General features: G+C 52.7%; 12 protein-coding genes and 1 CRISPR repeat array. Of the genes, 5 read left to right on the forward strand and 7 right to left on the reverse strand.

What is annotated here, in order from left to right; genetic code table 11:
- Positions 1 to 60: 60 nt before the first annotated feature.
- Together cas3f and MIH18_RS14565 are read right to left on the reverse strand one after the other, a co-directional pair.
- Positions 61 to 3,348 (reverse strand): type I-F CRISPR-associated helicase Cas3f, encoded by a 3,288-nt coding sequence (gene cas3f / locus MIH18_RS14560; protein ID WP_249012720.1) that lies wholly within the window; start codon positions 3,346 to 3,348, stop codon positions 61 to 63.
- Positions 3,348 to 4,148, reverse strand: a complete 801-nt coding sequence (locus tag MIH18_RS14565) for a hypothetical protein (RefSeq protein WP_249012721.1) — start codon at positions 4,146 to 4,148, stop codon at positions 3,348 to 3,350. Before MIH18_RS14565 ends, cas3f begins: the two co-directional genes overlap by 1 nt.
- Before the next feature lie 227 nt (positions 4,149 to 4,375).
- Between MIH18_RS14565 and MIH18_RS14570 the strand changes: the two genes are divergently transcribed.
- From MIH18_RS14570 to cas1f, 5 genes are read left to right on the forward strand one after another with little or no spacing between them, the layout of a single operon-like run.
- Positions 4,376 to 5,683, forward strand: coding sequence for a hypothetical protein (locus MIH18_RS14570; RefSeq protein WP_249012722.1), 1,308 nt, complete (start codon positions 4,376 to 4,378; stop codon positions 5,681 to 5,683).
- Positions 5,680 to 6,675 carry a type I-F CRISPR-associated protein Csy2 gene (locus MIH18_RS14575; RefSeq protein WP_249006602.1) on the forward strand — a complete coding sequence of 332 codons (996 nt, stop codon included), beginning with the start codon at positions 5,680 to 5,682 and terminating at the stop codon, positions 6,673 to 6,675. The genes MIH18_RS14570 and MIH18_RS14575 overlap by 4 nt, the downstream gene beginning before the upstream one ends.
- 3 nt (positions 6,676 to 6,678) lie before the next feature.
- Positions 6,679 to 7,746, forward strand: a complete 1,068-nt coding sequence (csy3, locus tag MIH18_RS14580; RefSeq protein WP_249006601.1) for a type I-F CRISPR-associated protein Csy3 — start codon at positions 6,679 to 6,681, stop codon at positions 7,744 to 7,746.
- 15 nt (positions 7,747 to 7,761) lie between these two features.
- The gene (locus MIH18_RS14585; RefSeq protein WP_249012723.1) at positions 7,762 to 8,301 is read left to right on the forward strand and encodes a type I-F CRISPR-associated endoribonuclease Cas6/Csy4; all 540 of its coding nucleotides are present in this window, start codon (positions 7,762 to 7,764) and stop codon (positions 8,299 to 8,301) included.
- Positions 8,298 to 9,242, forward strand: a complete 945-nt coding sequence (gene cas1f, locus MIH18_RS14590; protein WP_249012724.1) for a type I-F CRISPR-associated endonuclease Cas1f — start codon at positions 8,298 to 8,300, stop codon at positions 9,240 to 9,242. Before MIH18_RS14585 ends, cas1f begins: the two co-directional genes overlap by 4 nt.
- 123 nt (positions 9,243 to 9,365) lie before the next feature.
- Positions 9,366 to 11,434: a CRISPR direct-repeat array (repeat unit 28 nt; unit sequence GTTCACCGCCGCACAGGCGGCTTAGAAA).
- A 221-nt stretch (positions 11,435 to 11,655) separates the two neighbouring features.
- On the opposite strand, the gene MIH18_RS14595 is transcribed toward cas1f, so the two are convergent.
- The 5 genes from MIH18_RS14595 to MIH18_RS14615 form a co-directional block, all read right to left on the reverse strand.
- Positions 11,656 to 14,397, reverse strand: a complete 2,742-nt coding sequence (locus tag MIH18_RS14595; RefSeq protein ID WP_249012725.1) for an EAL domain-containing protein — start codon at positions 14,395 to 14,397, stop codon at positions 11,656 to 11,658.
- Between the two features lie 277 nt (positions 14,398 to 14,674).
- On the reverse strand, positions 14,675 to 15,040 hold the full coding sequence (locus MIH18_RS14600) for a histidine triad nucleotide-binding protein (protein ID WP_249006597.1): 366 nt from the start codon (positions 15,038 to 15,040) through the stop codon (positions 14,675 to 14,677).
- A gap of 50 nt (positions 15,041 to 15,090) precedes the next feature.
- Positions 15,091 to 16,326, reverse strand: a complete 1,236-nt coding sequence (locus MIH18_RS14605) for an FAD-dependent monooxygenase (RefSeq protein WP_249006596.1) — start codon at positions 16,324 to 16,326, stop codon at positions 15,091 to 15,093.
- A 101-nt stretch (positions 16,327 to 16,427) separates the two neighbouring features.
- Positions 16,428 to 16,967, reverse strand: coding sequence for a YbaK/EbsC family protein (locus tag MIH18_RS14610; RefSeq protein WP_249006595.1), 540 nt, complete (start codon positions 16,965 to 16,967; stop codon positions 16,428 to 16,430).
- A gap of 102 nt (positions 16,968 to 17,069) precedes the next feature.
- Positions 17,070 to 17,903 (reverse strand): mechanosensitive ion channel domain-containing protein, encoded by an 834-nt coding sequence (locus MIH18_RS14615; RefSeq protein ID WP_249012726.1) that lies wholly within the window; start codon positions 17,901 to 17,903, stop codon positions 17,070 to 17,072.
- Between the last annotated feature and the right edge of the window lie 16 nt (positions 17,904 to 17,919).

Below are 17,919 nucleotides of genomic sequence, written 5' to 3' on the forward strand. Positions count from 1 at the left end.
TTAATTTGAAAAGTTAAGAGTCAAGCCGTTGAACAGGTGTCTTGGCATGACGTCTTAACTCTACCGGATCACTAATGGGCCTCCAAAAGCTTCATTAAAGATAAGGTCGCCATGACCTGAAGTCGCTCGCACTGAAAACTCGAATGCGCCGGTTAAAAAAGCTTCGTCGGTTTCTAAATTATTGAGAATTAGATCCATTTCGTCCAGCGACCATGATGCCCATAAGTGGGTTGCAGCGTTATCATAATTAAGTGGCGCAATAGTGACAGCGACCGACTTCCATTCCGTACTGTTGGAATGAGCGGATACGTGCAACTGCTCGGATTCCCACGCTGAATCGGGCCCGGTGCGTATGAAACGATACTGATCCATACGCTGGGAGTTACTCCTCAAGCGGTATTCTTTATAGAAGGGCGTGGCGATCCACGATGCGTAGTAACCGGGTTTATCGGCGGTCATGGCATTGTGGCCAGGTAGGAGTTCTTTGGTAAAAGCCCTTTCGTCTAAGCAAGCTAATTCTGGTTTTTGCGCTTGGTGACCGAATTGAAGGGCGCTGGTGATAGGCAGCATCTTTGAATCCATCCATCCCCACGCGCCGGCCAATTGGTGCGTCATAGGTTGCGCACTGGCGGCGACAAGCTGGTTATTACCGGGCCGCGAAAAGCATCGCGACTCGCCTTTCAGCGAGAGCAGGTTGCGGTCGAGAATCGCAATGTTCGGCTCTATTATGGTGAGTAACCGATGCCGGTTAACCCGACCAGCCATTTGCACGATAGACGCCGCGCTTGATGGCTCGATTATGGCCCAGTCGAAATCGTGATCGCGCCCGACTTCTTCAACCGGCGTGGCCACAACCACAAAGGTGATATCAGACTCTGGCGCTTTATCCAGAATGGCGCGAATGTGCGGGTGGTTAACGGGTTGGGATGCGCTTTCAGAGCGAGTAAACAAGTCATCAAAGAGTTGTTCCTTCATCCAGCGCCGTCCTTTGAGATCCTGCGCATGATAAGCCGTAACGTATATACCGTTTCCGCACAACGCTGCGGCTAACTCGACACAGGGCCTGATGTTGGCCACGCGAACCACACCAAAAGATACTCGCTTGCCAGTACGTTCATCGCTCCATCCATGGCTTTTATGCAACCGATGAATAGAGCTTGTTACTGCGTTTGCCATAGCCATTATCGGGTAAATATCAGCGGTGGGTGGCCGCACAGACTGAATATAGCCCAGCCGGGCTGCAGGCCGGCGCGTCACAACGTCCATCAAACGCTGCACTCGCGCACCATAGCGCTCACCCACACGGCCCGCGACATCCATTTGATGTACCTCCGTCGGTAAAAAATCATCCACAAACCAAACAGGCGCTGTCGTTACCGGTTCTGTTTGTGGAGTTTTCAGGGCGTCCCTCATAGCCACACCGGAAAGATAAGCTGCGGTCAGAGTTCCGACCACCGGTAATGAGAGTGTGGCACTTGATACAATCACGTTGCGATTGAACAGCGCCGATAGCTGCACAACCCGAGCCATGGCAATAAGCGCTTTCGAGTCGTATTGATCGGCCTCATCCAGAATCAGATCGCTTGAGGCTACCCGTAACAACGCAATCACGTGCCGGCCTTGCCGGCTAGGATCACCAGCATCAACAAGGTAATCCGAGGTGGATACAAGCGCCGGCGCCGTAAGCAATTTTTTCACGGGTTTCTGGCGCTTTCGCTGTGTCGAGGTCAGCCACTTATCCAGCCACTCTGGATAACCAACACCGTCGCCACCCACTACGTCACTCTCCAGTTCTGGAAAATCATCGGAACCGCGCTCGCCATCCTCGATACTTGCCCCCGACAGCTCATAAGCGGATATTGCAAACCGATCCCCGATAACCGTGGCCACCTCTGACGGCATTAATCCGGATTGTCTTTTTAAACTGCTCGCAGTCTGTAGTGTTAAAGATCGCAAATTAAGCGCAATGGATAGTCTTAATGGCGCGCTCTCGGGTACGAGAGCATTTGCTATTTTGATGTTCGCTAGCGTTTTCCCAGAGCCTGTGCCAGCCATATTAAATACAAGGTTACCCAATTGCGCGTCACTTACGCTCCGCGCCATTGTTTCGGCGGCACGATCTTGCCAGGAAAACCGGTCAATACCGGAGGAAACCCGAAGTTGCGCACGACTCCCTTCGGTCAGCCCTTCAAATTCATCGTTCAAAGTGGCTATTCGGTGAACCCACCGACCGGCCATTCGCCCGACATTTTCCAAATGCCAATCCAACGGTTGATCCAAGGCTCGTCGCTGGCTTGCGTGGCCGCGAGACGGTAGCGGCTTGGTGTTGGCATACAATGTGGCTTTTACATCACGTTTAGCCACTGTTCCCGGATAGCGCTGACTGGACACCTCATGGTCAGCAGCAATCAGCGCCGCCCTGGCGATAAGGGCAATGCCGCGGGCATAGTGCGGATTATCTCCGTAATCCTCATTGCGCTTTAAAACGCGCTTTGTGAGCGACCACAACCGTTTCTCGGTATCCACTTTGAACGTGGCATTGTCGGGCACATTGCGATACAGCGAATCTGGCTGATCGCGCACAAGCTCCTGTGAAGTTCGAACGTGCGCTGACCCGCCGGGTGTATCCTCAACTTTGGGCGGTTTATCTGTTAGATTGCGGGCGTCCACGCCCAACAACCCATGATGGGTCAGGGTGCAAAAATCGAGGGCGTTACGAATATTCCTGACAGGATTTGCGGGCAAGCCCTTCAATAACTGCGGTTGCGCGTCAGGCCGCACGGCTGGAAAGGATTCATGCAGGCGTGGCGGATTATCAGCGCTTTCAGTCACACTAGGGCCGTCACGCTCCCAATGTGCCATAGCGTCACGCCAATGCTCAAACACCACCAGGGACACCCATTCATGCCGAACGCGGTCACGGATAAAACATGAGCCACCCTTAGCGGAGGTGGTGAGTTTGTTCTGAAACTGCAAGGTGGCCTTGCCAATATCGTGATTGAAGCCGGAACATTGAGCCACTAGCGCTGCGGTGCGAACCCAAGGGGCAATAGGCGCCGGTGCTCTACGCTTGTGCGCGACCGCAACAGCGCCGTTAGCACCGAACTGGTCGCGCCGACCAACCGTCCAGATAAGATCCATTGACCGAGTGCTATTGTTCCGGTAACAGGCGACGGCGGTATGCCGCGTAGCACCTTGGCGCACCACTCGGTAAACATCGTCTAGCGCCTCTTTGGTAATCGGCGTATTCCAGGTTTGCTTGCCGATTCGGATGGCGTAGCGGTCTAAAACGCGCCGAACACGGCTAATGGACTTCTTCTCACTCATGCATACAAAGGTAACAAACATCAGGTTAACTCCACGCCGACGACAGGCGGCCAGATCAACGATCCCGGGCTACCCTGCTGATTATCCGATGAAACAGCCCCACAAAAACGCGCCTTGAAAAAGAACAGGGTGGCTGTGTCCATAAATTTACGTCCAAGATGATCAAGGCCGAGTTCACGGCTTATAACCAAACGCTGACTCTCACTGTATTGGCTATTCAATGTGACGCGATAAGGGCGAATCAACTCGCGGCCATAAGTAAGGTCATTGATCACGTTCGTTACGCGGCGATACTCGGCGTTCTGGTACAACGACTCGACAAACAGTATACGGAACAAAACAAAGGTTTTAAGCGGCGGCGGTGAGCCATGTGAGTAGTGGCGCAGAGCGTCGTAGTCGTAACACGAAACAGCCAAGTGATCGCCAAGCAGACGCAAATACATAGGGTAGACGATACGATCACGTGGCTGATCATCCACATTCAGTTTGACGTAGTTGATTCCAACAGCCTGGCTTCGGCACAGGGCAAACAATAACGATGTGTAATCTATTTCATCCGGCACACGCAAGGCGGTTTGGGGTTCGTCAAAGGTGGGCGCCACGAAAGCGCCATCGTTCCACACAGCGCCGCCACGGTGCTGCGCTTCAATCATGGGGAATCCATTTTGATTTCTTGATGGACCAGACCGTTCTCGTAGCTCATTTAAAATCGCATTACCGTTCACGCATGGGTATTTTTGCTGTAATTCATTTGGCCTCACGCAAACCAGTTTTCGCGGTTTGTCGTGGTCAATAAAGTCGGCGAACTGCTCCCGCAGCAAGCTCATGCGCCTGCTTGCCGCGCCCGGCGCCAGACAAAACGCATCGGCCAGACTTTTTTGCTGTAACTCGCCAGCGTAAAACAGCCGCCTTGCCGCAAAAGTCACTATTTGGAACGGAAGCTGAAGCATAAATAATCCAAGGCTATTTTTTCAGATGATTCGTTACAGCATATCTCTAATGATCCACGCAGGGTAGTCTGTATGGAAATAGCGACTGGAAGAACGATATGTCACGGGATAATGCACAGGGCAACAGTCAGCAAGCATCCTTGTTTGCCAACGATCAAAAAACCGCTACCGACAATTCGCCAGCAAAGGCCCCGAAAGTCAAAGACGTGCCAATAGAGCTGACGCAGCCCGACAACCCGGCAGAATTTGCGCACGAGTGGATGCGCCATCTGCAAGCCTTGTATTTCCACTACTCTTTCAAGGTGGTAAACAGCAAAGCCAAGGAAGGTGGAGCCCGCCTGGGTAAAGCCCATGCCCTTAAGCTGCCCCATCTTTCGGGCAGAACACTGCTTGCGGACCGGCTAAGCACAGGTTCTGGCGAAGGCATTGAACTGGACTATATCAAGCAGGACACGACAAAACCTGTCGGAGTGCTTCGGTATTGGCTTGGTGATACTGCAGGGGTTAAATCTGCCGTGGAGCTGCCGGTTCGTGAACGCCAGCAGGTAGTTGATTTTTACCAAGCCATGAGCCGGGGTGAGCTTCCAGACGCTCAGGTTCCAAACCCGCTACCGATTCGGGTTAAGCAACTCCTGCTTCCCAGAGAAAACGGCGAGTTCGTATCCGTTACCCCGCTTCCCAGCTTGCAAGTGGCCTCCGATATTAGCCATTACTGCCGCGAACTCAGCAACACGAAATTTGATATCCGCAAGCAACTCAAAGACACAAAGCGTACGAATGAAGAAAAATCCGAGTTGTTACAAAAGCTTGAAGATTTGCCGAGATTCGGGATGGTCAAAAAGCTGCCTGTAGGTGGGGCAAAGCCAAATAACGTCGGTAGTAAAGCGTTCGTGCTCACTCGACCGGTGGTATTCGACAACCTTCCTCAGTCCTCCAAAGAGCAGCGTGCTGCGTTCGGAATTGCTTATAACGGGGTCCGATTTTATATACCCAAAGTTCTAGTTCAGCATTACGAGGCGTTTTTGGAAAAAACGCGTGGCACCGGTGAGCGCACGTCAATTTGGGGCGCAAAAAATGTCGAAGCCGAAATTCCATACCTCAAAGTAATAGCCGGGTCCTGGATCAATCAGGCGGGTCGGGCTCGAAAATTAATAGAGCAACACGCGTCTGAATTACCTACACCTTTGCCATTCACCGACAAAACCGACGGTTCACGCTTTGAAGCGTGGCTGAACCCGGCACTTCGCTCGCCAAATTGGTTAAAAAAAGAAGCGCGAACACTTGCAAAGGCACTGCAAAATTATTCCTTGGGCATTAACGAACAGGGCCAGAACCTAACGCTTGGGCTGGATGACACAGACACCGAGCGCATCGCACATTCGATCATTACCTGGGGGCTACTGTGACTAAATACCTGATTCTTCCTCATCTTGAAGTGTCGAGGGCAAACGCGCTTGCAGCCGGTGGGATAATTTCGCTGGTGCCGGCCATGGCGGCATCGCTCATGGGCACGGCTTTTTCCTTGCGCACAGGCATCATCGTTGAAGGAGTGATGTTGATACACCACAGCGCAGAGTTGCTGGCGGATAAGCACCTGGACAAATACAGCACCGATCAAGATTACTGGCTCTTGAGTATGAAGGGGGCAACACTTTTTGACGGAATCGACGCAGCAGGGAAACCCACCGGTAATACGCTTGGCAGCAACGCATCGCAACCAAACGCGCACATGAACGGCCATTGGAGCATCGTATTCAAGCTGGCGCCAAACCAAGCTGAAACGCCGGATGGCATCATCGAGCGCGATGCGGCGACTTTCTTACTGCACGGAGCCCGGCTGGCTGGCGGTCAAATCGTAGATTACGGCGCCCCTGTGGTAACCGATGAGATGCCCGGCATTATGGGACAGTCAACGCCAGTTGAAGAAGGTAAGCCTATTGCGCCCTCAGTGCTCGAAAAGACAGTTCATGGTGGCTTTGTGCTGACCGACGACACTCATACGTTAAACGAACCGGATTCCACGAAAGGCCGCACAGAGCGCCTTTTACTGGCAGCCCTTGGCCGCCCCGATAAAAGTACACACCAAGGCCCCAAATCTGAGTTTGATTCTGAATCCGAATCTGAAATCAAGACCAAGATCGCCGAAACCAGTCGCCACCGATGGGTGTCGCCGGCTGTTTTAGGCTATGGCCTGGTATCACCATTGAGCGAAAATCAGGGCAGTCGTGAAAACTGTCTGCACGCGCTCTGCGAACCCCTCATTGGTTTGGTGGAACTTCAAAGCATCCGACAAGCCATCAAGAAGAAGATCAACTTTAACGATTTATTCTGGTCCCCGACCTGGATTACCGACGACACATTTTTAATCACCCAGCCCAACCATTGTTACGAGGTTTAACTCATGACCACTATATTGAAGAAATTGCCAGCTGTTGCCAGCTTCAACCGTGCCAGTGTTATTTCTGACGGCCGATTTTTCAGCATCATGAGCAGCGGTGAAGAGCGCGACATTCCCGTAATTCGTCACGGAATTCGTGGCACCCAAAACACACCCTCATCCAAAAAAGGCGCTGACAAGAACGTATCGAATATCCAGATCACCGAATCCGCGAAGACAGACGTTGCCAGCTCTGCGTTCGGCGTAGAATTCATGTTTCGGTTTCTACCCCTTGGGGAAACGTTAAGCGCTTGCTCTGGCGAAAGCGCCGCTGCCTTCAGAGATGGCGTTAAACAGTTTGCTGCTTCGTGTGAAAACAGCGACGGCTTGAAAGAAGTTAGCAGAAGATTTGCGCGAAATATTCTTAATGGTCGTTGGCTGTGGCGCAACCGAACCCTGAGCGACAAAATCACCATCTCGGTTGAGAGCCCGGTGCTCACATTGACAGACGTTGACGCCTTTAGCAGCAGTTTGTATAGCTTTAACGATTACTCAGATGGTGAGCAAGCTTTGGGCGAAAAAATCGCGGAAAGCCTGTCAGGAAAAGGGGTTACGTCCTTTCAGGTACGCGCGATTGTTGATATGGGATTCAAAGCATCGATGGAAGTGTACCCCTCACAAAATTACGTTCAAGAAAAGCCAACTGGCTTTGCTCGCCCGCTCTACAAAATTGGAAGCGCGGAACCCCTGAATGCTGCCGGCAAAGGAACGGACAAGGCACAAGCGTTCAACGATGTCCGAAAAATGGGCATTGCCGCTTTGCGCGATCAAAAAATCGGTAATGCTCTCCGTACAATTGACACATGGTACCCAGCCGCGGAATTGAACGACGATCTGCCCATATCCGTAGAACCGGAAGGCGCTAATCTGGACAAAATGACGTTCTTCCGAAATGAGAAAAGTGGCACCACTGCATTTGTGTTAGCACCCCGCCTTGGCGAGATTGATCCAGACACCCCTGAAGGCATGTTCATGATCGCTGCACTGATACGCGGTGGCGTTTACAGTGAGAAAAAGAAGAAGGATGATTAACGGGTGGAGCGCGATATGCAAAAGTATATGGACATTGATATCCGAGTTGTCGCTGGCGCGCTAGTGCCTGTTGTTGCGTCCCAGGTCGTGAAAGTGGTCCATCATTTTATGGCCAACAGCGATACCGAGATAGCACTGGCACTGCCATTAATGAAGACAGGCGAATACAGGCAAGTTGGGGAGCGCATACGCCTTTACGCAAAAGACAGGCCTGAACTTGACGAGTTGGCAGACATGTTGGAAGGCAACAGCAGCGTGAAAGATCACATTGCCGTGAAGCGCATTAAATCGTGTCCTGAAAACCCCGAGTGCTGGGTCGCTTACACCCGGCACCGCCATCCTCGCAAAAGTGATGCTAAGTGGCGAGCTGAAGTGTCAGACAAGCTAACGCAAATGCCGGTAATCTATGTGCGATCAATCAAGCAGCCTGATCTGCGATTCGGTTTAGGAGTGGTGCGATTCACGTCTGACCATCGGTCAGACAGTCCAGGCAAGCTTAATGGGTATGGGCTTTCCTCGCGAGCTGCGCCTTACTGGTTGCCAGAGGTATCATGAAATCACTGCCGCATAGTGGCCGCCCCCGAGCGGTTGCGTTGAGCAAACGCGCAAATGTGTTTTATCTGGAACGCTGCAAAGTTATTCAGAAAGACGAGCGAGTTGTTTACCTTACGGATACCGGGCAAAACATCGAAAAGCTGTTCAATATACCGGACAAAAATACGCTTTTTCTTTTGCTTGGAACCGGAACATCCATTACCAATTCCGCCATGCGCAAGCTGGCGGAATCTAATGTAATGGTAGGCTTCTGCGGGTCGGGTGGGTCACCGCTAATAGGCGCGTTAGACGCCACATTTATTTTGCCGCAAGACGAATACCGACCAACAGAATACGCACAGCGCTGGTTCAAGCTTTGGTCATGCGATGACAAAAGGCTTGAACTCGGAAAGCATCTGCTTGAAACACGTTTGCAATGGACAGAGGTAGCGTGGAAAAAACGACGAATCACCTTGCCTGGCTCATTACTAGCGGATATCAGGAGCAGGCTGAAAACGAGCGAATCAGCCACCCATATACTCACTGTGGAGGCAATATGGGCAAAAAAATTGTACGCACTGCTAGCGCGAGAATATGGAGTTGAGTTTCGTAGAGACGAGGGCGAGAGAAAGTCTGGCTCACAAGGCGAAATTGTGAATAGCTTGATCGATCACGGAAATTATTTGGCGTATGGGTATTCCGCGGCGGTTCTGCATGGGTTGGGTATTCCATTTGCTCTGCCAATACTCCATGGCAAAACCCGGCGCGGTGGTCTGGTTTTCGATATTGCTGATCTAATCAAAGATCAACTTGTACTTCCACTCGCGTTCGAGATTGGTAGCGAGGAACGGAATATCGCTCAAGCAGATAAGAAATTACGTGGATCGATTATTGATACCGTAGACCGAGAGCGGCTGGTATCGAAATTGTTTGACGAAATTAAGATGATGACGACCCTGTAAATCTGTGCATCATTCAACTGTCTGTTATTAAAGATTTAAAATGATTTCCGCCAAAAGTATGTTTTTTAATGGTGAGTTGGCGCAAGCTCTTTAAAAACATAGGTTTTATGACAATATAAAACAGTTCACCGCCGCACAGGCGGCTTAGAAAATGGAGAAAGACATGTCAGAATTTACCAAATTGTTCACCGCCGCACAGGCGGCTTAGAAATAAAAACATGGCGTTTAACATTCCTGCCCACGGTTCACCGCCGCACAGGCGGCTTAGAAATGACACGATGATCCTGCCTCACGCTCAGTATGGTTCACCGCCGCACAGGCGGCTTAGAAAAAGACACGTTCAGCGGACGGTCGTAGTCGTTGGTTCACCGCCGCACAGGCGGCTTAGAAATTCAGCTCAGCGTGCAGATCTTGGACCAGCCGGTTCACCGCCGCACAGGCGGCTTAGAAAGCGAACCGCATTGAATCGGATAAAGCCATCATGTTCACCGCCGCACAGGCGGCTTAGAAATGCTTTGCGCAATCCGCTGGCATCCCGCCTTTGTTCACCGCCGCACAGGCGGCTTAGAAAGCTGTGTCAGTCGCCCAGATTGTGCTGTGACCGTTCACCGCCGCACAGGCGGCTTAGAAAATGATGATGCACATGGGAACCAACCGGCTGGTGTTCACCGCCGCACAGGCGGCTTAGAAACACTTAGCCAGCGGGCGTTTCTCAAACGGCTCGTTCACCGCCGCACAGGCGGCTTAGAAATTGATGTACTCGGCGGATTTGTCCTTGGCTTCGTTCACCGCCGCACAGGCGGCTTAGAAAAACAACGGAAACAGGCTGCTCACTCCACCACAGTTCACCGCCGCACAGGCGGCTTAGAAAACTATCCTGCAGTTCTTTTTGCGGAATAACGCGTTCACCGCCGCACAGGCGGCTTAGAAAAACTTGAGTACATTGAAAGCCGCTCTTATGAGGTTCACCGCCGCACAGGCGGCTTAGAAAACTGGATGCCCACCGGCTTTAAGCGGCCAGCGGTTCACCGCCGCACAGGCGGCTTAGAAACTTACCCTGCGCGTTGGCGTTCGGTGCACAACGTTCACCGCCGCACAGGCGGCTTAGAAAAGGGGCTGGTCCCGCAGGAGCGCGTTAATAGGGTTCACCGCCGCACAGGCGGCTTAGAAATAGTAACAATTGGATCGACGGCGGGGCTATCCGTTCACCGCCGCACAGGCGGCTTAGAAATCGCAGCCACAGGCCCGCAGCTCTTTTTTGTCGTTCACCGCCGCACAGGCGGCTTAGAAAGCAATCGACACGGCCAGCGTTGGTAGCAGATTGTTCACCGCCGCACAGGCGGCTTAGAAAAGACTGTCGAGTTCTTTCTGCAGGTCGTTATCGTTCACCGCCGCACAGGCGGCTTAGAAAAATTGAAAACTGAGTAAGGAAGATCGCCGGCCGTTCACCGCCGCACAGGCGGCTTAGAAATACAACCGGGCAGCGCTACTGTCCGATTCCGGGTTCACCGCCGCACAGGCGGCTTAGAAATGGCTGCGATCAGTCTGAATATGAAAAAAGTGGTTCACCGCCGCACAGGCGGCTTAGAAATGAAATCGATACTGTATAAGTGAAACGTTTTACGTTCACCGCCGCACAGGCGGCTTAGAAAAAGGCGAAGAGGGGTTTGATGATCGGTCTGTCGTTCACCGCCGCACAGGCGGCTTAGAAAATATATGCACGGTATGGCAAACGGGATGATCTGTTCACCGCCGCACAGGCGGCTTAGAAACAACGGTCAGCTGCGGGAAACTATCGGGAAAAGTTCACCGCCGCACAGGCGGCTTAGAAAAGTCCACCGGCTTCGTTCTGGACCAGATAGCCGTTCACCGCCGCACAGGCGGCTTAGAAATATAGGAGCTGTAAATAAAGCGGGGATCGGCGGTTCACCGCCGCACAGGCGGCTTAGAAAAACGAGCTGAAAGACCTACACCTGACCGGTGAGTTCACCGCCGCACAGGCGGCTTAGAAATCAATTGTTCCCGCCGCAGTGAATGCCATTTTGTTCACCGCCGCACAGGCGGCTTAGAAAAGTCGTAAATTTCGGGCGCATCTTCTCTCAACGTTCACCGCCGCACAGGCGGCTTAGAAAATGAACGCCCGTCACATCGAATTGATCGCCTAGTTCACCGCCGCACAGGCGGCTTAGAAATAACCAGGGAATGAACTAATGGACTTCGCACTGTTCACCGTCGCAGTCGTTCGTTTTTCCGGTTAGATAGGCCACTCCTAATAGCTCAACTGGTTTATTGTCGCGTGGGGTTCATTCGCCTGAAAGATAAAACCTGGATAAATTCCGCCTGTACAAAAAAAGTCGCAGATTCCCTCAATTCGAACGGATATGACTTTGCTGGTCAAACGAAACCCCAACACTCAAATCTCTTCAGGCCGGCCAAACAAGTAGCCCTGAAAATTCTGGCATCCATGATTCGCCAGCCAGTTTCTCTGCTCTTCCGTTTCTACCCCTTCGGCAATGACCTCCAGATTTAGCCCCTTGGCCAGCCCGATTATGGACTCCACAATGGCGGAGCTTGCCAGGTTGTTCGTTACCTCATTTATAAACGACTGATCTATCTTGATCTGATCCAGAGGCAATCGGTTGAGATAGCTCATCGAAGAATACCCTGTGCCAAAGTCGTCCAACGAAAAACGAACGCCCATAGAACGGAGACGATTCATCATCTCGGTGATCCGCTCGGGGTCATTCATTAGCAGGCTCTCGGTCACCTCAAGTTTCAGCAGGCGTGGTGGCGCACCTGTTTTTTCAAGAATCCGGCCCACATGTTCTACGAAGTTATCACTCTGAAACTGAACGATGCTGACATTAACCGCAAGACTGAGCCCGGAGCTGGCCGGTTCTGATTGCCACGCCGCCAACTTTTCACAGGCCTGTTCGATAATCCACCGGCCGATCGGCAGAATAAGCCGGCTCTGTTCGGCTATTGGAATGAAAACACCGGGGGATACTATGCCCCGTTTCGGGTGACGCCAGCGCAAGAGTACTTCGTAGCCGACCAGCTGATTCGGGTTGCGGATCTGGGGCTGGTAATAGAGCACAAGTTGCTCTTCCGCCAACGCGTTCCGCAGTTCCTCTTCCAGAAGAACGTGCTGAACAACCTGGGCCTGTATTTCAGGATCGAAGAATGAGATGCGCTTTTCACCCCGAAGTCTTGCCCGCTCTTTCGCCTGCTGAGTGGCTTGCTCAGCTTTCTGAAGTTGTTGATTGCAAGGAGAGTTACGTCCGTCAATCAGGGCGATACCGATACTGATATTCACCTGTATTTTCTGTTGCAGAACATCAATCGGGCGGTTGAAGGCATCAAGGATTTTGTTCGCAACGCCCTCTGTCACGCGCGCGGCAACGTCCTGTGAAGAATTAAGATTGGACAGCAGGATGGCAAATTCGTCACCTCCGATGCGAGCAAGAGTATCACTCTCACGCACCATGGTACCGAGCTGCTCAGCAATGGCCTTCAGGACCAGGTCACCAAACCCATATCCCCTGGCATCGTTAACCGCACGCAGCTGCTCAACATCGACATACAAAAGGGCAGCATGGGTATTCTGTCGAGTGTTGGCTTTGCAAACCTCAGAGATTCTCTCCTTAAGAAGTGCCCTATTCGCGAGCCCCGTCAGCGAATCGTAGAAAGCCAATCGATGCGCCTCCCGCTCGGCTTTCTTGCGTTTGGTGATATCGTGAAAGGTCCCTACGTAGTTCTGGACGATGCCCGATTTTCCATAAATTGCAGTGATCGTCAGCCATTCGACGAACGCTTCTCCGTCTTTTTTGAGATTCCATATTTCACCTTCCCACGAGCCGTTTTTCTCAACGCGGGCCCAGAGATGAAGATAAAACGGAGTGTCTTGCAGGCCGGATTGAAGGACGCTCGGGTTCTTCCCCAAAATCTCATGCTCGGCATAACCGGTAATGCGTGAAAATGTTTTATTGGCTCTCAATATCACGCCGCTTGCATCGGTTATCATAATGCCGAGATGGGTCTCGAACGCGGCGGACGCAATGCGCAGTTCAGCTTCATGAAGCTTGTTTTCGGTGACATCTCGCACCACGGCCAGGAAACCGCTGTAATGGCCACTCATGCCTTGTAGCGAGCTTATTCTAGCTTCAAAGTCGCGGGGCTCACTTTTAGAAAACAACTGATATTCAAAATCGCGGACTTTCCGTGATTGTTTGATGTCCGCTGAAATTTGATCAAATCGGCTGGCAAGCTCTGGCGGCAGCACTTTGCGGTAATGTAGTCCAAGCAGCCTGTCCACCGGCATTGGTAGCTGGCTTTCGTCCGGCGCATGAACAAAGGCAAACTTTCCTTGCTCATCGAACACAAAGATCAAATCCGGAATGGAATTAATAAGGGCCTGTAATCGAGTCTCATTGGCCTGTGCCTTTTGTTGCAAAACCCTGCGCTCCTGGTTTTCGCGCAATAATGCATTTTGAACAGACAGTCTTCGGCAGAACTGCCTCAGAAAAAACAGGCCAATAACCGCAACCAGTAAAATGCCGCTGGTTCCAGCCCAAAGGCTCTGTTGCCAGCCTTGTAATGCTACTGAGGTTTTCTCGCCAACGGCAATAATGTAGGGAGCACCCAGCACACGTTTGAACGCGTAAAACCTTTTCTCACCATCAATATGTGACTCGAAAACCGCCTGATAGCTGCTGGAACCACTGTCAATAAAACGACGAATTTCCAGACGGTTGACGACCTTTCCCAAGCTGGACGTATCTCCGGGAGCAGTTGGGATACGGGCCACCAGTTTCATAGATTGGTCCAGAATGGCGATGCTTTGGCCATCGGACAAGGATAATCTGGCAAAAGATTCGGAGAGCATCTCAGGTAAAGTGTTTGGCTGGTGAACAAATCCGTCGAGAGCCCGCATGCCGTACCTGCTAGAAAGCAGCCTGTTTGCAACCAGTTCAGCCGCCAGATCAGCGCGGGCGACAGAGCGACCTATTGCAGTCTCTGTAGCCTGTTTGTAGGTGTTTTGAGCGACGTAACCAGCGGAAACCACTAGGCCGAGCAACGCAAAAATATACAACGCAATGGGAAGACGATAAGGCGCGGCAGAGCTCGATTTCGTCCTGTTTTCTTGCTTTTTCATTCAGACTGCTCATTAGTCGTTATTTTTGGCATTTGGCAACAAATTCAAGCACCCAGCAAAGTAAACGCTGAGCAAGCTATAGCAACTCAAAATCAAAAGATGTGAGTAAACAGTAGTAAGCAGTGATTTTGCTTTCTGCCAACTATCCAGAGAACCCCAACATGAAAAACCCTTTCGCATTTTTGTTCAAAAAAGCTCCGTAAATGAACGTCGAACAGCTGCAAAAAGGGGCGCCCGTTGCAGGCGCCGCTTTTGATTTGCTCAAACAGTGCTTGCTCTACGCCTGCTTCATTTTGTCGGAGTAAGGCGGCCACCCCATAGGTTTACCGGCCAGCAGATGCAGGTGAATGTGGAACACCGTTTGGCCGGAGTTTTCGCCGCAGTTCATGACGGTTCGGTAGCCGTCTTCGGCGAAGCCCATTTCTTTGGCCAGCTTGGCGGCCACGTAATACAGATTGCCCACCAGCTCCCGATCGTCTTCGGTGATGTCGTTAATAGTCGCAATGTGCTTTTTCGGAATAATCAGCAGGTGCACGGGGGCTTGCGGGTTAATGTCGCGAAACGCCAGGGTGGTGTCGTCTTCGTACACGATGTCGGCGGGAATTTCCCGGTTAATGATCTTGGTAAAAAGAGTTTCTGACATAACAGGCTCCTTGTTTAAAATGAGGTAGGAAGTGGGTTAAAAAGTGACGTTCAATCCAGACCCATGGCGTAACGGGCTACGCGGTTGCGGGCGAAAGGCAGTGCCTGCGCCGCGCCCAGGCCCAGGTTACGCAACAGGTGCAGCGGAGGAACTCGGTTGCTGAACAGGTGGTAGAAGGCATCCATAGCCAGCATCATGCGGCGGTTAGCGGGTCGGCGCTGGTGTTCGTATTGGCTCAGTAAGGCGGAGTCGGCCAAGTCGGTGCCGTTGTTGCGGGCAACGGTCAATAGCTGTTGCAGGCATTGGGCGTCTTGAAAGCCCAGGTTCACGCCTTGACCGGCCAACGGGTTGATGGTGTGAGCCGCATCGCCGGCCAAGACCACACGGCCCTGGCAATAGTGTTTGGCGTGCTGGCGGGCAATGGGGAAGCTGGCGCGGGTGTCTATATGCGTTAGCTCTGGCAGCGGCTGGGGAAATTCCCGTTGAATTTCGGCCATCAGCTGTTCGGTGGGCATAGCTTTGAGCTGTGCAATCCGCGCGGGGGCGTCGTACCACACCAGCGAGCCCCAGCTTTCGCCGGGAAATTCCTTGCCGGCTGTGTGCAAGGGCAAAAAGGCCCGCGGGCCAGAGGGTAAAAAGCCCTGCCAGGTGATGTCTTCCACCGCGCCGCGGTAACGAACAGAAATCACCATGGCTTGTTGATCGTATTGGCTGCGGGTGACACCAATGCCGGCGAGATCGCGCACCCGGGATTGGGCTCCGTCGGCGCCTACCACCAGGGTTGCTGCAATAGCGGTGGCGTTATCCAAGTCCAGCCGAGCGTGATCGTGGTTCTGGGTGAGATTGGTCACCGCAACGCCCGGCATTAAAGTGATGTTCGGCTGGGTACTTGCGGCCTGCCAGAGAGCTGCTTGAGTAACGCTGTTTTCTACGATGTGGCCAAGGTGGCTGGCGCCCAGCTTGTCGGCGTTGAATTCCACCCGTGCCAGGGGCTTTGGCAGCAGCCGGGTGAGCGGGTGCGAGGACTGGTCCCACACCGCCAGGCGGCGATAGGGCGTGGCGCGCATGGCCAGAACGGCGTCCCAGGCCTGTAGGCTTCGCAGGTAGCGTTCACTACCGGCGCTAAGGGCCGACACGCGGATATCTGGCGTGCTGCCTGGCACAAATTCGGGAGCGTTAGCGAAGTCAATCAGCGCCACGCGAAAACCGTTGCGGCCCAAGCCTGTCGCAAGGGCTGCACCCACCATGCCGGCACCGACAACCGCAATATCAAATGCTTGAGTCATATCGGGTTCCTGTTTGTTGTTATCAGTTTACGCGATGGCAACGAACAGGCAAGCCGCGGAGTTGTTATGCGGTCATGCCGCTATAGCAACGATAGGGAAAATTACAGTGCCTGGGCAGACCCAGAGGCGGCCGGTTGTTTGCGTTTTACCAGCCACGCCGGTTTGGCAACACCGGGTTTGTTAAAACCCTGGTTCAGAATCATCGGCTGGGCAAGAGCCAGAAAGTCGGTGGTTTTCATGTGAATGGATTTGCTGTGGCTGCCGGCGGCGAACGCCAGTTCGGGCTGCTGGGTTAGCGCTTCGGCGCAATACACGTTCATACCGTAGAGCTCGCCAAAGGGCGGCATGGCGCCTACTTCGCATTGAGGGAACAGGTTTTGGAACGCCTGTTCATCGGCCAGCTCAACAAAATCGGTGTCGAGAATCTGTGACAGCCGCTGCCAGCGCACGCGCCAGGTGGCGGGCATCACCAGCATGGCCATTTTGCCATCCAGCTCGATGATCACGGTTTTAACCACCCGGTCTCCGGCAATACCAACGTGCCTCGCCAATTGGCGCGCACTGAATGCGGGTGGGTGCAGCATGCACAAGTATTCTACGCCTGCGCTGTCGAGGTATTGTTTTAAAGCGTTTGCGGGCATGGTGGCGGCCTCCTCATCAGTAACGGCAGCTGCTGTTACTGATGAGCTTAGCCGAGGTTTCAGGGATTGCGAAACTCGGCTGTAGGCTTTTTGCGCTCAGCCCTATTCAGCCTTGTACATGTGCACATCGCGCTGGGGGAAGGGAATCGTGATATCCGCAGCATCGAACGCTTTTTTGACTTTTTCCTGCATGTCCCAGTAATAAGGCCAGAGGTTATCCGTCGCGACCCACACCCGGAACATCAGGTTAACGGAGCTGTCGCCGAGACTGCCCACACAAATTCGCGGAGCAGGGTCGCTGAGTGAGCGTTCGTCCTCTTCCATCAGCTGTTTGAGTATTCCTTTGGCTTTGTCGATGTCATCGTCATAACCGATACCGAAGGTCATGTCACACCGACGCTTGTCGTAGATGCTGACGTTAACCAGCGTAGCGTTAGACAGGCTACCATTCGGGATTACAACGCGGCGATTGTCGAAGGTATTAACAATTGTATACAGAATGCTGATCTCATCCACAGCGCCAAAGAACCCTTGGGCTTCAATGGTATCTCCCACCTTGAAGGGCTTGAAAATCAGAATCAGCACACCACCAGCAAAATTTCCGAGACTGCCCTGCAGGGCAAGGCCGACAGCCAGGCCGGCAGCACCAATAACGGCAATGAATGAGGTGGTCGCAATGCCGATCATAGAGGCAACAGAAATCAGCAGGAGAACCTTGAGAATGGCATTGATCAGCCCACACAGAAACTTGTTCAGCGTGGGGTCTTTCTTGCCAAGTTTTGAGTCCAGAACGTTAACAAACCGGTTAACCAGCCACATGCCCACAATCAGGGTGATGATGGCCAGTACCACTTTGGGCGCGTAGGCCATGACCAGTGTGATGGCCTGGTCTGCCAGTTCTGCGGCGCGGCCTTCGGCGCTAAATAAATCTTCCATTACTAACTCCTTGTGA

Origin of the sequence: Marinobacter sp. M3C, assembly GCF_023311895.1 — a bacterium.
GTDB lineage: Bacteria > Pseudomonadota > Gammaproteobacteria > Pseudomonadales > Oleiphilaceae > Marinobacter.

Coding starts and splice junctions, on each gene's coding strand:
- MIH18_RS14615 (WP_249012726.1), bottom strand. CDS start 17,903: ATGGAAGATTTATTTAGCGCCGAAGGCCGCGCCGCAGAACTGGCAGAC.
- cas1f (WP_249012724.1), top strand. CDS start 8,298: ATGAAATCACTGCCGCATAGTGGCCGCCCCCGAGCGGTTGCGTTGAGC.
- MIH18_RS14585 (WP_249012723.1), top strand. CDS start 7,762: ATGCAAAAGTATATGGACATTGATATCCGAGTTGTCGCTGGCGCGCTA.
- MIH18_RS14610 (WP_249006595.1), bottom strand. CDS start 16,967: ATGCCCGCAAACGCTTTAAAACAATACCTCGACAGCGCAGGCGTAGAA.
- MIH18_RS14595 (WP_249012725.1), bottom strand. CDS start 14,397: ATGAAAAAGCAAGAAAACAGGACGAAATCGAGCTCTGCCGCGCCTTAT.
- csy3 (WP_249006601.1), top strand. CDS start 6,679: ATGACCACTATATTGAAGAAATTGCCAGCTGTTGCCAGCTTCAACCGT.
- MIH18_RS14605 (WP_249006596.1), bottom strand. CDS start 16,326: ATGACTCAAGCATTTGATATTGCGGTTGTCGGTGCCGGCATGGTGGGT.
- cas3f (WP_249012720.1), bottom strand. CDS start 3,348: ATGTTTGTTACCTTTGTATGCATGAGTGAGAAGAAGTCCATTAGCCGT.
- MIH18_RS14570 (WP_249012722.1), top strand. CDS start 4,376: ATGTCACGGGATAATGCACAGGGCAACAGTCAGCAAGCATCCTTGTTT.
- MIH18_RS14600 (WP_249006597.1), bottom strand. CDS start 15,040: ATGTCAGAAACTCTTTTTACCAAGATCATTAACCGGGAAATTCCCGCC.